This is a genomic window from Mesorhizobium abyssinicae (genome assembly GCF_049887195.1).
GTDB lineage: Bacteria > Pseudomonadota > Alphaproteobacteria > Rhizobiales > Rhizobiaceae > Mesorhizobium > Mesorhizobium abyssinicae.
On sequence record NZ_JARAKC010000008.1, the window covers coordinates 177,890 to 193,093 of the forward strand.

The 15,204-nt window shown below is 66.8% G+C and carries 11 protein-coding genes; 10 read left to right on the forward strand and 1 reads right to left on the reverse strand.

Annotated elements, in window-relative coordinates; all coding sequences use genetic code 11:
* Positions 1 to 10 precede the first annotated feature (10 nt).
* From PU724_RS19370 to PU724_RS19415, 10 genes are all read left to right on the forward strand, one after another.
* Entirely contained in the window at positions 11 to 412 is a 402-nt protein-coding gene (locus PU724_RS19370; protein WP_127283710.1) for a PTS sugar transporter subunit IIA, read from the forward strand.
* Positions 409 to 705, forward strand: a complete 297-nt coding sequence (locus PU724_RS19375; RefSeq protein ID WP_127283711.1) for an HPr family phosphocarrier protein — start codon at positions 409 to 411, stop codon at positions 703 to 705. The genes PU724_RS19370 and PU724_RS19375 overlap by 4 nt, the downstream gene beginning before the upstream one ends.
* A gap of 215 nt (positions 706 to 920) precedes the next feature.
* Positions 921 to 2,321, forward strand: a complete 1,401-nt coding sequence (gene ahcY, locus PU724_RS19380) for an adenosylhomocysteinase (protein WP_127310907.1) — start codon at positions 921 to 923, stop codon at positions 2,319 to 2,321.
* A 188-nt stretch (positions 2,322 to 2,509) separates the two neighbouring features.
* Positions 2,510 to 5,074 (forward strand): sensor histidine kinase, encoded by a 2,565-nt coding sequence (locus PU724_RS19385; RefSeq protein WP_354420454.1) that lies wholly within the window; start codon positions 2,510 to 2,512, stop codon positions 5,072 to 5,074.
* An 8-nt stretch (positions 5,075 to 5,082) separates the two neighbouring features.
* Complete coding sequence (tsaE, locus tag PU724_RS19390) at positions 5,083 to 6,591, forward strand: tRNA (adenosine(37)-N6)-threonylcarbamoyltransferase complex ATPase subunit type 1 TsaE (protein WP_354420455.1); 1,509 nt, start codon at positions 5,083 to 5,085, stop codon at positions 6,589 to 6,591.
* 20 nt (positions 6,592 to 6,611) lie between these two features.
* Complete coding sequence (locus tag PU724_RS19395; RefSeq protein WP_354420530.1) at positions 6,612 to 7,316, forward strand: nucleotidyltransferase family protein; 705 nt, start codon at positions 6,612 to 6,614, stop codon at positions 7,314 to 7,316.
* On the forward strand, positions 7,313 to 10,432 hold the full coding sequence (gene addB / locus PU724_RS19400; protein ID WP_354420456.1) for a double-strand break repair protein AddB: 3,120 nt from the start codon (positions 7,313 to 7,315) through the stop codon (positions 10,430 to 10,432). The genes PU724_RS19395 and addB overlap by 4 nt, the downstream gene beginning before the upstream one ends.
* Positions 10,429 to 13,941: a double-strand break repair helicase AddA gene (addA, locus tag PU724_RS19405; RefSeq protein ID WP_354420457.1), complete on the forward strand. Its 3,513-nt coding sequence runs from the start codon at positions 10,429 to 10,431 to the stop codon at positions 13,939 to 13,941. The genes addB and addA overlap by 4 nt, the downstream gene beginning before the upstream one ends.
* A 74-nt stretch (positions 13,942 to 14,015) precedes the next feature.
* Positions 14,016 to 14,339 carry a thioredoxin gene (gene trxA, locus PU724_RS19410; RefSeq protein WP_126057124.1) on the forward strand — a complete coding sequence of 108 codons (324 nt, stop codon included), beginning with the start codon at positions 14,016 to 14,018 and terminating at the stop codon, positions 14,337 to 14,339.
* Positions 14,340 to 14,472: 133 nt separating this feature from the next.
* Complete coding sequence (locus PU724_RS19415) at positions 14,473 to 14,754, forward strand: cupin domain-containing protein (RefSeq protein WP_127283612.1); 282 nt, start codon at positions 14,473 to 14,475, stop codon at positions 14,752 to 14,754.
* Positions 14,755 to 14,775: 21 nt separating this feature from the next.
* Here PU724_RS19415 and PU724_RS19420 read toward each other — a convergent pair whose 3' ends face one another.
* Positions 14,776 to 15,195, reverse strand: a complete 420-nt coding sequence (locus tag PU724_RS19420) for a VOC family protein (protein WP_320321192.1) — start codon at positions 15,193 to 15,195, stop codon at positions 14,776 to 14,778.
* Positions 15,196 to 15,204 lie beyond the last annotated feature (9 nt).

A 15,204-nucleotide genomic window follows, 5' to 3' on the forward strand; every position in this document is an offset into this window, starting at 1 on the left:
CCACCAAAGAATGATCGGACTCGTGCTCGTGACGCACGGTCAGCTGGCCACGGAGTTCCGACATGCCGTGGAACATGTCGTCGGGCCGCAGGACAATTTCGAAACCGTGGCGATCGGCGCCGAGGACGATATGGAGCAGCGCCGCCGCGACATCGTCGACGCCGTGGCGCGCGTCGACACCGGCGCCGGCGTCATCGTCTTGACCGACATGTTCGGCGGCACGCCCTCGAACCTTGCCATCTCGGTGATGGAATCCGGCCGCATCGAGGTCATCGCCGGCATGAACCTGCCGATGCTGATCAAGCTTTCCTCGATCCGCAAGGGCGACAACATGGCCGCCGCGCTCGACGAGGCGCAGGCCGCGGGGCGCAAATACATCAACGTCGCCAGCCAGCTCCTGAGCAGCAAATGAACGCGCTGTCGCCGGAACAAGACCAGCTCGTGCGTGATTTTCCGATCATCAACCAGCGCGGCCTGCATGCGCGCGCCTCGGCGAAATTCGTCCAGGTCGCCAGCAGCTTCGATGCCGCCATCCATGTCGAGAAGGACGGCGTCACGGTCGGCGGAACCTCGATCATGGGCCTGATGATGCTGGCGGCAAGCCCGGGCTATTCGATCCGCGTCACCGCCAGCGGCCCGCAAGCGCTGCAGGCCATTGACGCGCTGGAGCAGCTGGTCGCCGGGCGCTTCGGCGAGGAATGCTGACGACGAGCTTTTTGTCTTCATGCATGTCGTTACCCCAAAACCGCTGCACACTTTTGGGCGACATGCATCGGTGCAAAGACATGCACGAATAAAGATTTCTTTATATCCCATTGTCGTTTGGATGCCGATCTGCTAGTCAGGCCGGCAATCCGCGCCCTTCCACGCGCCGTCAGGCGCCGGCGCGTGTCACAGACAAATCACACCGGAGCACTGCCATGACGGGTAGCAAGGACTATGTGGTCGCCGACATTTCGCTTGCCGGCTGGGGCCGCAAGGAGATCGAGATCGCCGAAACCGAAATGCCGGGCCTGATGGCCTGCCGCGAGGAGTTCGGCGACAAGAAGCCGCTCAAGGGCGCGCGCATCACCGGCTCGCTGCACATGACGATCCAGACGGCGGTTCTGATCGAGACGCTGAAGGCGCTGGGCGCCGACATCCGCTGGGCCTCGTGCAACATCTTCTCGACCCAGGACCATGCCGCGGCGGCGATCGCCGAAGCCGGCATTCCGGTGTTCGCCATCAAGGGCGAGACGCTCGAGGACTATTGGGAATACACCGACAAGATCTTCCAGTGGGCCGATGGCGGCACCTCCAACATGATCCTCGACGATGGCGGGGACGCCACCATGTACATCCTGATCGGCGCCCGCGCCGAGGCCGGCGAGGATGTGCTGTCCAATCCGGGCAGCGAAGAGGAAGAGATCCTGTTCGCCCAGATCAAGAAGCGCCTGAAGGCCTCGCCCGGCTTCTTCACCAAGCAGAAGGAAGCGATCCGCGGCGTCACCGAGGAGACGACCACCGGCGTCAACCGGCTCTACCAGCTGCAGAAGAAGGGCCTGCTGCCGTTCCCGGCGATCAACGTCAACGATTCCGTCACCAAGTCGAAGTTCGACAACAAATACGGCTGCAAGGAATCGCTGGTCGACGGGATCCGCCGCGGCACCGACACGATGATGGCCGGCAAGGTCGCGGTCGTCTGCGGCTATGGCGATGTCGGCAAGGGCTCGTCGGCCTCGCTGAAGGGCGCCGGCGCCCGCGTCAAGGTCACCGAGGTCGATCCGATTTGCGCGCTGCAGGCGGCGATGGACGGTTTCGAGGTGGTCACGCTCGAGGACGCGGCGCCGACCGCGGACATCGTCATCACCACCACCGGCAACAAGGATGTCGTCACCCTCGACCACATGCGGTCGATGAAGGACATGGTGATCGTCGGCAACATCGGCCACTTCGACAACGAGATACAGGTGGCGTCGCTGCGCAACCTGAAATGGACCAATGTCAAGCCGCAGGTCGACATGATCACCTTCCCGGACGGCAAGCGCATGATCCTGTTGTCCGAAGGCCGGCTGCTCAATCTCGGCAACGCCACGGGCCATCCGAGCTTCGTCATGTCGGCGTCCTTCACCAACCAGGTGCTGGCGCAGATCGAGCTCTACTCGAAGCACGGCCAGTACCAGAACCAGGTCTATGTGCTGCCGAAACATCTCGACGAGAAGGTCGCGCGCCTGCATCTCGGCAAGCTCGGCGCCCGGCTGACCGAACTGTCAGGCGAGCAGGCCGCCTATATCGGCGTGACGCCGCAAGGTCCGTTCAAGCCGGAACACTACCGCTATTAACCAAAACGAAAATTACCACTAGATATTGAAGCCGGGCGATTGACTTTCGCCCGGCTTTATTTTTGCGCCGAATGATTCTTCACGCCGATTCCAGCAGGCGTTATTGTTGTGATTCGCGGTCCGGGGGACGAGGGCCGGGATACGCAATCTGGGCGGTCTTGCATTCAGGCGGCGAAGAGGACCAAGACATGCCGGGGGAAAACCCGCCTCGTGCGGGACAGGCCGTTTCCGGCGGCCAAAGCGATTCGGTGAGATCGGGCTCCGCCGTCAGGGGCGGGCGTTTGCTGCGGCGTGCCGGTGTCCGCATGGCGGCGCTGCTTGCCGGCTCGGCGCTTTGCAGCCCGTTACTTGGCCTTGCGGCGCATGCCGAAGGCGGCGTCGCGCAATCGGCCGGACTATCGGTCAGCACGGTCGAGGTCATGCAGCTCGCCATGTTCGCCGGGGTCATGGGGGCCGCCCTTGTCTCGGCCATCTTCCTGATCCGCGAAAGAGCCCGCACGTCGGCGCAGAACGCCGAGCTCAGGACCCGCATCGCCGACGTCAACGCGGCGCTGCAGCGCTCCGAGGCGCTGCTCAATCTGCGCGACCAGCGCGTCGTGGTGTGGGCTTCCGAGAACAAGAAGCCGGAACTCATCGGCACATTGCCGCTGGAGAGCGGCGCGCCCGAGGACCGCGCCGCCTTCCTCGCCTTCGGCCGCTGGCTGATGCCGCGTTCGGCCGCCGCGCTCGAGCATGCCGTGGCGGCGTTGCGGGAAAAGGCAAGGACCTTCGATCTCGTCATCGAGACGCAGGCCGGGGTGCCGCTCGAGGTGCAGGGCCGCAAGAGCGCGGCGCATGTGCTGGTGCGCTTCGTCTCGCTATCGGAAACGCTGCGCGGCCAGGCAAGGCTGAAGATCGAGAACCAGCGACTCAGCGCCGACTACGACACCATGCTTGGCCTGCTCGACGCGCTGAAGATGCCGACATGGCTGCGCGCCGCCGACGGGCGGCTGAAATGGGTCAACCGCGCCTATGCCGAAGCGGTCGAGGCGCCAAATGCCGAAGCCGCGGTGCGCGAGGCCAAGGAGTTCCTCGGCGGCCAGGCGCGCGAACAGATCGCCGAGCAGCACAAGGCGCGGCCGGTGTTCGAGCAAACGCTGTCGACGGTGATCGAAGGCGATCGCCGCATGTTCTCGGTGACCGATTTCGCCGGTGCCGACGGCTCGGCCGGGCTTGCCTGCGACACCAGCGCCACCGAGACCATCCGCGGCGAATATGAGCGGACGGTGCGCAGCCACGCGGACACGCTCGACCAGCTCAACACAGCGGTCGCCATCTTCGACGCCAACGAGAAGCTGCGTTTCTTCAACCAGGCGTTCCAGAAACTGTGGAACCTTGACAGCGGCTTCCTGCACAGCGCACCGGACAATGCCCTGCTGCTCGACCGGCTGCGCAGCGAGGGCAAGATCGCCGAACAGCCGGAGTGGCGGCGCTGGAAGGAAGGCCTGCTCGGCGCCTATCGCGCGGTCGAATCGCAAGAGCACTGGTGGCACCTGCCGGACGGCAAGACCATTCGCGTGGTGGCCAATCCGCAGCCCAAGGGCGGCGTCACCTGGGTGTTCGAGAACCTGACCGAGAAGATGGATCTCGAAAGCCGCTACCAGACGGCGGTGCGCGTCCAGGGCGAAACGCTGGACAATCTCGCCGAAGGTGTCGCGGTGTTCGGTCCGGACGGTCGGCTGCGGCTGTCGAACCCGGCATTCGTGGCGCTGTGGGGGCTGGACCAGGACGTGGTCAAGCCCAATGTCCATGTCTCGGCGATCCGCGACCTCTGCGACCGGCGGGCCAAGGACAGCCCGTGGGGCGGCTTCGTCGCCGCCATCACCGGTTTCGACGACGAACGCCGCGACCGCCATGGCCAGAGCGAACTCGTCAACGGCACGGTGCTCAGCTACGCCGTCATCCATCTGCCCAACGGGCAAGTGATGATGACCTTCGTCGACGTCACCGACAGCGTCAATGTAGAGCGGGCGCTGAAGGACAAGAACGAGGCGCTGGAGCGGTCCGACCAGCTGAAGAACGAGTTCGTGCAGCACGTTTCCTACGAACTGCGCTCGCCGCTGACCAACATCATCGGCTTCACCGAGCTGCTGTCGTTGCCCACGACAGGGCCGCTGACGCCGAAGCAGCGCGAATATGTCGAGCATGTCGGCTCGTCCTCCTCGGTGCTGCTCACCATCGTCAACGACATACTGGATCTCGCCACCGTCGATGCCGGCATCATGCAACTCGACATCTCCGAGGTCAGCGTCGACCGGACGATCGCCGCCGCCGCCGAGCTGGTCGCCGACCGGCTGGAGGAGCACTCGATCACGCTCAAGGTCGACGCCGCGGCGGCGCCGAAGAGCTTCCATGGCGACGAGACCCGCATCCGCCAGATCCTCTACAATCTCCTGAGCAACGCCGCGAACTACGCGCCGGAAGCAAGCACGGTCACCCTCGCCTGCCGCCAGCTCGCCGAGGGCGTGGAATTCTCCGTCCACGATGACGGACCCGGCATGCCGCCGGATGTGCTGGATTCGGTGTTCCGCCGCTTCGAGCCGCGGACCAATGGCGGACGCCGGCGCGGCGCCGGCCTCGGCCTGTCGATCGTCAAGAGCTTTGTCGAATTGCATGGCGGCAGCGTCCGCATCGAGACCGGCAAGGACCAGGGCACCACCGTCATCTGCACCTTCCCCGCCGCGCCTTCGGGCATTCGCGCCGCAGCCGAGTAGCGGGCCTCATGGCAGGGCTGGAGCGTTTTCTCGCCGACGAAGCCGCCACGGCAAGGCTGGGTGAAGACCTGGCGATGGCGCTGCGCCCGGGCGACGTGCTGGCGCTCAAGGGCGATCTCGGCGCCGGCAAGTCGACGCTGGCGCGGGCGCTGATCCGGGCGCTGGCCGACGATGCCGGCCTCGACGTGCCGAGCCCGACCTTCACGCTGGTGCAGAGCTACGAGACGCGCCTTCCCGTGCATCATTTCGATCTCTACCGCCTGTCTTCGGCGAGCGAGCTCGACGAACTCGGCTTCGACGACGCGCTGGCGCAAGGGGGGGCGGCCCTGGTCGAATGGCCGGAACGCGCCGAGGCCGCTTTGCCCGATGGCACGGTCTGGATCGAGCTCGTCCACCAGGGCGACGGCCGCCTGGCGAAGCTGTCGGGACAGGGCGCTGCCTTCGATCGCGCGGCGCGCTCGCTGGCGATGCGCGATTTCCTGGCCACGGCCGGCTGGGGCGAAGCCGGCCGGCGCTTCTTCGTCGGCGACGCTTCCGCCCGCTCCTATGAGATCGTTTCGCTCGCCGGCATCGCGCCGCGCGTGCTGATGAACTCGCCGCGGCTGGTGCTCGGCCCGCCAGTGCGCGACGGCAAGCCCTATGCGGTCATCGCCCACACCGCGCAGTCCGTCACCGCCTTCGTCGCCATCGACAAGGCGCTGCACGCCGCCAAGGTCAGCGTGCCGGAGATCCATGCCGAGGACCTGGAGCAAGGCTTCCTGCTGCTCGAGCATCTCGGCGCGGAAGGGTTCCTGGGCCAGAACGGCGAGCCGATCGCCGAGCGCTATGCTGCGGCGGCCGAGTTGCTGGCGATGATGCACGGCAAGGCCTGGCCCGACAGGATGGAGGCCGCGCCCGGCGTCTTCCACGACGTGCCGCCCTTCGATCGCGAGGCGATGCTGATCGAAGCCGATCTCCTGGTCGATTGGTATGTGCCGATGCTGACCGGCAAGCCGGCGGGCAATGCCTTGCTGGCCGGCTACCACAACGAATGGAACAAGGTGCTCGACCGGCTCGAAGGCAGCCAATACACGCTGATGCTGCGCGATTTCCATTCGCCCAATATTATCTGGCGCGGCGACCGCACCGGTCATGACCGGCTCGGCGTCGTCGATGTCCAGGACGCGCTGATCGGCCCCGCCGCCTATGACGTTGCCTCGCTCGCCATGGACGCCCGCGTCACCATCTCGCCTGAGATCGAAAAGCGGACGCTCGATGCCTATGTCGCGGCGCGCCACGCCGCCGGCGCCTTCGACGAGGCGGCGTTCCGGGAGGCCTACGCGATCATGGCGGCGCAGCGCAATTCGAAGATCCTCGGCATTTTCGTGCGGCTCGAAAAGCGCGACGGCAAGCCCTTCTACCTCAAGCACCTGCCGCGCATCCGCGACTATCTCAGAAGAGCGCTGGCGCACCCGGCACTCTCCGGGCTACACGACTTCTACGCCGCCCATGGCCTGCTGGAAGAACGACCGCTGTGACCGCAACCCCCAGGAACGCAATGGTGCTCGCCGCCGGGCTTGGAAAGCGCATGCGGCCGATCACCGACACGATGCCGAAGCCGCTGGTGGAAATCGCCGGCAAGACGCTGCTCGACTGGGGGCTGGACAGCCTGGCGAGCGCCGGTGTCGATAGGGCGATCGTCAACGTTCATTATCTTCCGGACCAGATCATCGCCCATGTCGCCGGCCGCAAAGCGCCGAGGATCGTCATTTCCGACGAGCGCGAGATGCTGCTGGACTCGGCGGGCGGCATCGTCAGGGCGCTGCCCGCGCTGGGACAAGAGCCCTTCTACATCATCAACGCCGACACGTTCTGGATCGACAGCGGCCAGCCCAGCCTCCAGCGCCTTTCCCTTGCATGGGACGCTGCCAGAATGGATATTCTGCTGATGCTCACCGATCTCGATTCCGCCACCGGACATTGCGTCGGCACCGATTTCCTGGTGGCGGCGGACGGCGCCCTGCAGCGCTCGAAAGGCGATCCGGCCGGCCTGATCTATGCCGGGGCTGCGATTGTCCACCCGCGCATCTTCAAGGACGCGCCGACGGGCCCGCATTCACTCAACGCCTATTTCGACACGGCGATCGCCGCCGGACGGCTGTTCGGAATGGCGATGCAGGGCCGCTGGATCACCGTCGGCACGCCCGACGCCATTCCGCTCGCCGAGGCGGCGGTCGCCGGCGCCCTCGCGAAAGCGATATGAGCGGCTCGCGCCGCGTTTTCTCGATCCCGCCCGGAGCGCCGTTTCTGCCGACGCTGGCTGAAGCCTTGCTGGCCGGCCGGCTTGTCCCCGGCTTCCGCTTCGAGGGCGACCCGCTGGCGCTCGCCGACGTCACGCTCTATGTGCCGACGCGGCGCGCGGCGCGGGCATTGCGCGGCGCCTTCGTCGACATGCTGGGAGGTCGCTCGGCCATTCTGCCGACGGTGCGGCCGCTCGGCGAGTTCGACGAGGACGAGGCCGCCTTCGACACCGAGGCAACGCCAGCAATCGATCTGGCGCCGCCGATCGCGGCGCAGGAACGCTTGCTGTTGCTGGCGCCGCTGGTGCGGGCGTGGAAGGAGAGCCTGCCGGCGCATGTCGCGGCGCGCTTCAATGAGGAATTCGTGGTGCCGACCTCGGCGGCCGACGCCATCTGGCTGGCGCGCGACCTTGCCCGGCTGATGGACGAAATCGAGACCGAAGGTACGGATTGGGCGAAGCTCGCCGGGCTGGTCAGCGGCAACCTCGCCGGCTGGTGGCAGGTGACACTCGATTTCCTCGGCATCGTCACCGACCACTGGCCAAGGCTGCTGGAGGAGCGCAGGCTCTCCAATCCGGCCGCGCACCGCAGCGCGCTGATCAGGCTGGAGGCGGCGCGGCTGAAGCGCAATCCGCCGGCCGGACCGGTGATCGCCGCAGGCTCGACCGGCTCCATTCCGGCGACAGCCGAACTGCTCGGGGTGATCGCCGGCCTGCCTAACGGCGCGGTCGTGCTGCCCGGCCTCGACAAAGGGCTGGATGAGGCATCCTTCGCCGCGATTTCGGCACCCGGCGCGCGGCCGGCGACGCTCGGCCACCCGCAATACGGCCTGGCAAAGCTGATCGGCGGCATCGGCGTGCTGCGCACCGATGTCGAGGAGATCGTCGCCGCCGACCGGGCGCTTTCGGTGCGCGCGGCGCTTGTCGGCGAAGCACTGCGACCGGCCGAAACCACCGAATTGTGGACCGCGACCCGCCCCGGTTTCGCAGGCGAGGCCATAGGCGAGGCTCTGGCCGGCGTGACGCTGGTGGAAGCCGCGAGCGAGCGCGACGAGGCAGTGGCGATCGCGATCGCGCTGAAGCGCGCCGTCGAGCAGCCGGCCCGGCGCGCAGCACTTGTCACCGGCGACCGCGCGCTGGCGCGGCGCGTCTCTGTCGAGCTCAAGCGCTTCGGCGTCGTCGCCGACGATTCCGGCGGCACGCCGCTCGCCAACACGCCGGCGGCGAGCCTGCTGAGGCTGGCGCTGCAGGCCGCATTCCGGCCTGGCGATCCGGTCGGCCTGTTGTCGCTGCTGAAGCACCCGCTGCTTGGCCTCGGCCGCGACCGGGCACGCGTGCGCCATGCGGCGGAGATCGTCGAACTGGTGGCATTGCGCGGCGGCACCGGGCGGCCGGACGCGGCCTCGCTGGCGTTGCTTTTCGAGGCCCGCCTTTCGGGTCTCGGCGGCAGCCGCCCGCCCTTCTGGCTCTCGCGGCTGTCGGCGCGCGGCATCGACGAGGCGCGGGACATGCTTGCCCGCCTGGCCGAGGCGCTTGCGCCGCTCACCGCCTTTCGCGGCGAACAGGATGCCGACCTCGCCGCCTTGACTCATGCAAGCGTTGTTGCGCTGGAGAACCTCGGCCGGGCAGCCGATGGCGGCCTGACGCAACTCTATGCCGGCGACGCCGGCGAGAAGCTCGCCGAACTCATGCGCGGCCTCGTCGCCGCTTCGGTGCCGTTCGCCTTCGCGGCAGCCGAATGGCCGGACGTGATGGACGCGCTGATCGCGCCCGAAATGGTCAAGCCGGCGCAAGGCACCGACCGCAACATCGCCATCTGGGGCGCGCTGGAGGCGCGGCTGCAAAGCGTCGACACGCTCGTCATCGGCGGGCTCAACGAAGGCGTGTGGCCACGCAAGCCGGAGAGCGACCGCTTCATGTCGCGGCTGATGAAGACCGGCATCGATCTCGAGCCGCCGGAACGGCGCATCGGCCTTGCCGCGCACGACTTCCAGATGGCGATGGGCGCGAAAAAGGTGGTGCTGACGCGCTCGGCCCGCTCCGGCGACGCGCCGGCGGTGCCGTCGCGCTGGCTGCAGCGCATGCTGACCTTCATCGGCAAGGAGCATGCGGCAGCGCCCTTGCGGCGCGGCGAGGCGCTGCTCGCCTGGGCGCGCGCGCTCGATGCCGGCGAGCGGCAGGATTTCGCGCCACGGCCGCAGCCGAGGCCGCCGCTCGGCGTGCGGCCGCAGCATTTCTCGATCACCGAGATCGAGACGCTGCGCCGCGACCCCTATGCCGTCTATGCCAGGCGGATCCTCGGCCTGATGCCGCTCGATCCCGTCATCCGCGATCCCGGAGCGGCCGAGCGCGGCACGCTGTTCCACGCCATCCTGCATCTGTTCTCAGCCAGGATCGCCGATCCGCGCCAGCCGGACGCGCTGGCAGGTCTTCTCGAAGCCGGCCGGGCCTGCTTTGCGGAAGCCGCACTGCCACCTGACATTGAGGCGGTGTGGTGGCCGCGCTTCGAAAAACTCGCCGCCAACATCATCGAATGGGAGCATGGCCGCGCCGACGCCGTCACCCAACGCTATGCCGAGGAACGAGCCGAGAAGACCGTGGTCGGCCGCACCGGGGTGACGCTGTCCGGCTATGCCGATCGCGTCGACCTGCTGGCCGGGGGCATGGCCGACATACTCGACTACAAGACCGGGTCCTCGCCATCGAAGGCGCAGGCGCACACGCTGCTTTCGCCGCAGCTGGCGCTGGAAGGCGCGCTGCTCAGGCGCGGCGCCTTCAAGGCGCTCGGCACAGCTGAGCCCTCGCAGCTCGCCTTCGTGCGGCTGAAGCCCAATGGCGACGTGTTCGAGGAATCGATCCTCGAATACAACCGCAAGCCCAGGACCGCCAATGAGCTCGCCGAGGAGGCCTGGGCACGGCTGGAGAAGCTGCTCTTCCACTATGCCGACCCGACAACCGGCTATCTGTCGCGCGCGCTGCCGTTCCGCGAGGGCGAGGCCGATGGCGACTACGACCATCTCGCGCGCGTGCTCGAATGGTCGGCCGGCGGCGATAGCGAGGACGAGGCGGGGGAGGCATGAAGAAGGCCTACCCGATCCCCAGCGACACCGCTGCCAGCCAGGCGCGCGCTTCCGACCCGCTGAATTCGGCCTGGGTGTCAGCCAATGCCGGCTCGGGCAAGACGCATGTGCTGGCGCAGCGCGTCATCCGGCTTTTGCTCAACGGCACCGATCCGTCGAAAATCCTCTGCCTGACCTATACGCGCGCCGCCGCCGCCAACATGTCGAACCGGGTGTTTTCGACGCTGTCGGAATGGACCTCGCTCGGTGACGCCGAGCTCGCCGCGCGGATCGCGACGCTGGATGGCCGCCGCGCCGCGGCCGACACGATGCGCCGCGCGCGGCGGCTGTTCGCCGAAGCACTGGAGACGCCAGGCGGGCTGAAGATCCAGACGATCCACGCCTTCTGCGAATCGGTGCTGCACCAGTTCCCGCTGGAAGCCAACATTCCCGCGCATTTCGAGATGCTCGATCCGCAGATGGAAGCGTCGCTGTTCGCCGATGCCCGCCGCGACATGATCTCTGGCGCCGGCGCCGGCGCCGAAGGACTGGCCGAGGCCTTCGCCACGGTGCTGGAGCGCGGCGGCGAGGCCGGCCTCGACGCGCTGCTGGCCGAGATCGTGGCGAAGCGCGATGGGCTGCGCGCCTTCCTGTCGGGGCTGGGCGAGGACTTCCGGCCGCTGTTCGCCGAATTCCGCTTCAGGCCAGGCCTGACGGCCGAGGACATCGCCGCCTCGCTCTGGCCATTGCCCGGCTTCCTGCCAGACTATTTCGCCGGCTTCGCGCGCACCGCGGAAACGGCCGATGCGCGCATCGTGCTGAACAACATCCTGCCCTATGCCAGGCTGGCCTTCGCCGAAGCCGACCCGATCCGCAGGCTGCAGCTGCTCGGCAAGGCCTTCCTCAAAGCCGATGGCGACGCTTACGAGCCGGCAAAGACCTTCAAGAGGGCGCTGCTCGACCGGCTGCCCGACCTGCCGGAGCGCTATCTAGCGGCGGCCAAGGCGATCCTCGAGGTTTCGGACCGGCTGGCGCTGTTTCGGATGCTCGAAGGCACGGCGGCGGCGCTGACCATCGCCCGCTGGCTGATCGCCCGCTACGAGCAGCTGAAGCGAAGCCGCGGCTTCCTCGACTTCAACGATCTGATCACCCGCACCGTCGCCCTTTTGTCGCGGCCCGATGCCGGCCCCTGGGTGCAGTTCAAACTCGACCAGGGCATCGACCACATCCTGCTCGACGAGGCGCAGGACACCAGCCCCGATCAGTGGGAGGTGGTGAAGAAGCTGACAGAGGAATTCTTCGCCGGCCTCGGCCAGCGCGAGACGGTGCGGCGCACGATGTTCGCCGTCGGCGACGAAAAGCAGTCGATCTATTCCTTCCAGGGCGCCGCACCCGATTCCTTTGCCGAGAGCAGGCTTTTGTTTGCCGGTCGCGTGCGCGACGCAGAAGCCTCTTTCGCCGATCTCAAGCTGACCTGGTCGTTCCGCTCCAGTGACGATGTGCTGGCCGCCGTCGACCGTGTCTTTGCCGACCCGGGCGTCAGGCGGGGCATCAGCCACGACCCCGATCCGCTCAGCCACAAGGCGATCCGCACCGACGCGCCGGGCTATGTCGAGGTGTGGCCGTCGATCGGCGCCGACGCGGTCGAGGAACCGGACGACTGGACCTTGCCGGTCAACCATGCCAGCGCGCCGGCGGTGCGGGTGGCCGAGCATGTGGCTGCGACGATCCAGGCCTGGCTCCGGGACGGCGAGGTCCTCGAGGGCAAGGGCCGCAGGCTGACGGCCGGCGACATCCTTGTCCTGGTGCGCAAGCGCGACCGCTTCGTGCATGCATTGTCGCGCAGCCTGAAGAACCGGCAGATTCCCGTCGCCGGCGCCGACCGGCTGAGCCTGCCCGGCCACATCGCGGTGAAGGACCTGATCGCGCTCGGCCATTTCCTCATCCAGCCCGAGGATGACCTTTCTCTCGCCGCCGTGCTGCGCAGCCCGATCTTCGACGTGTCCGAGGAGCGGCTCTTTTCGCTGGCTAACGGACGGCCGACGGGTCTTTCGCTATTCGCTTCGCTCCGCAAGCAGGGTGGCGAGGATGCCGTGCTGGCCGGCATTGTCGCGCGGCTCGACGCCTGGACGGACGAGGCAGCCTTCAAGCCGGTGTTCGAATTCTACGCCGCGGCCCTTGCGCGCGACGGCCTGCGCAAGAAGATGATCGCGCGCCTCGGGCCGGAAGCCGGCGACATAATCGACGAATTCCTGAGCTTCTGCCTTGCTGAGGAGCACACAGGCCTGCCCGGGCTGGAGGCTTTCCTGGCAACGCTGGAAAGCAGCGGGCCAGAGATCAAGCGCGAGATGGACCAGACCCGCGACGAGGTGCGCGTCATGACCGTGCACGCAGCCAAGGGCCTGGAGGCGCCTGTCGTCTTCCTGGTCGATGGCGGTTCGGCGCCGTTCAGCGACCAGCATCTGCCGCGCCTGATGCCGTTCGAGGGTTCGGGCGAGCATCTTGGGGGCAAGGGCTATCTCTGGCGCTCGGCGAGCGACGTTGCCAATAGCTTTTCGAAAGCCGCGGCCGCGCATGCAAGGGAGCTTGCCGACGACGAATACCGCCGTCTGCTCTATGTCGGCATGACACGGGCCGAGGACCGGCTGGTCGTCTGCGGCTATCACGGCAAGCGCGCGCCGAGCACCGGCACCTGGCATGCGATCGTCAGCCGGGCGCTGATCGGCGCGCCGGAAAGCGGGGAGCGCCGGCACCCGGCGACGGACGAGGTCGCCGTGCACCGCTTCCATATGACCAAGCTGCCGCCGGTGGCGTTGGTGGCGGCCGGATCGGCAAGCCCGGTGCAGCATGTCGCGCCGCTGCCGGAAAACCTGTTCCGCCCGTTGCCGCCCTATGAGGAGCTGCCGCGGCCTCTGTCGCCCTCCGGCGCCTCGGCGCTGATCGACGAAGCCAAGCAGACGGTGACCGACACGCGCTCGCCGGTGCTGGATGCCGAGGCAGAGCCCGGTTTCGCCGTCCTGCGCGGGCTGGCGCTGCACAAATTGCTGCAAATGCTGCCCTCGGTCGCTGAAGGCGAGCGTCAGGACGCCGCTGAACGCTATCTGGCGCGCGCCGGCGCCGGCTGGCCAGAAGCAGAGCGCGGCAAAGCGCTGGCAGCCGTGATGGCGATCCTCGCCGATCCCCGCTTCACCGCATTGTTCGCGCCCGCATCGCGCGCCGAAGTCGCGGTCATGGGCAGCCTCGAGGTGAAGGGAAAGTTGCGCTCGATCTCCGGCAAGATCGACCGCCTGGCGGTCTCCGGGCACAGCGTGTCGATCGTCGACTACAAGACCAACCGGCCGGCGCCGGCGACGCTGGAGGAGGTGCCGCCTGCCTATGTGCTGCAGCTGGCGCTCTATCGGGCACTGCTTCAGCCGCTCTATCCCGGCCGCGCGGTCCGGGCCGTGCTTTTGTTCACCGAGGCGCCAAGGCTGATCGAGCTGCCGGCGCGGGCTCTTGACGATGCCCTTGCCCGACTCACGGGAGCGTGACACAAGAACTGCTTGAATTAGGCCGCTGCCACCACCACATTTGGTGTAACCCGAGTTCTCGAAAGGATTTCCGCATGACCACCGTCAAGGTCGACAAGAGCAATTTCCAGGCCGATGTGCTCAACGCCAAGGAGCCGGTCGTGGTGGATTTCTGGGCCGAATGGTGCGGCCCCTGCAAGATGATCGCCCCGGCACTGGAAGACATCGCCAAGGAGCTTGGCTCGAAGGTGAAGATCGCCAAGCTCAACATCGACGAGAATCCGGAGCTTGCCGCCCAGTTCGGCGTGCGCTCGATCCCGACGCTGATGATCTTCAAGGGCGGCGAAGTCGCCGACATGAAGGTCGGCGCGGCGCCGAAGACCGCGCTGTCGCACTGGATCAACGGCAGCCTCGCCTGAGCCAATCGAAAAGCTTCAAAGGAAAAGCCCGGCCGTCGCGCCGGGCTTTTTCTTTGGCGCCATGTCTCGGCGCCTTCTGGCCCTCGTGTGCTATGCCTGCATGTCGTCTGCTTGGGACGGACAGGAGAACACCATGACCGGAACAGCCAAGGCCACCGTCTTCATCGACAACGAGCGCGTCATCGTCACCGAATACCGCTTCCAGCCCGGCGACAACACCGGCTGGCACCGCCATGGCCATGACTATGTCATCGTGCCGCTGATGGACGGCAAGGTGAAGCTGCTGACCAAGGACGGCGAATCCTTCGCCGAGATGAAGAAGGGGGCGCCCTATTTCCGCAAGGAGGGCGTCGAGCACGACGTCATCAGCGCCAATGACAGCGAATACGCCTTCATCGAGATCGAGCTGAAATAGTCCATAGACGGCGCGCGGAAGTCACCAGTCGGCGATGCGATCGCCGCCGGTAAATTGCGCGCTTTTTGCGGTGTATTCGAACAGCTCGATCTTCACGCCGTTCGGATCGCGGATCCAGGCCTGGAACGTGTCGTCGCAGGCGTGCTTCTTCGATGTGACCTCGACGCCCTTCGACCTGATATGGGCGATCGCCGCGTCGATGTTTTCCACTTCCAGGCAGAAATGGTTGATCTGGTTGCGATCGCTGTAGCTGGCCTCGTCGTTCTGGAACACCTCGACATGGCTGCGGCCGCCGCAATCGAGGTAGAAGCCGAAAACCTTGCCGTCGCGCAGGAAATTGAACCTTGTGTCCATGCCGAGCACGTCGCGGTAGAAGCTTCGCGTCGCTTCCAGGTCATGCGCGAAGATGCAGACATGGGCGAGTTGCTTGACCTTGATCACGACGGGCTC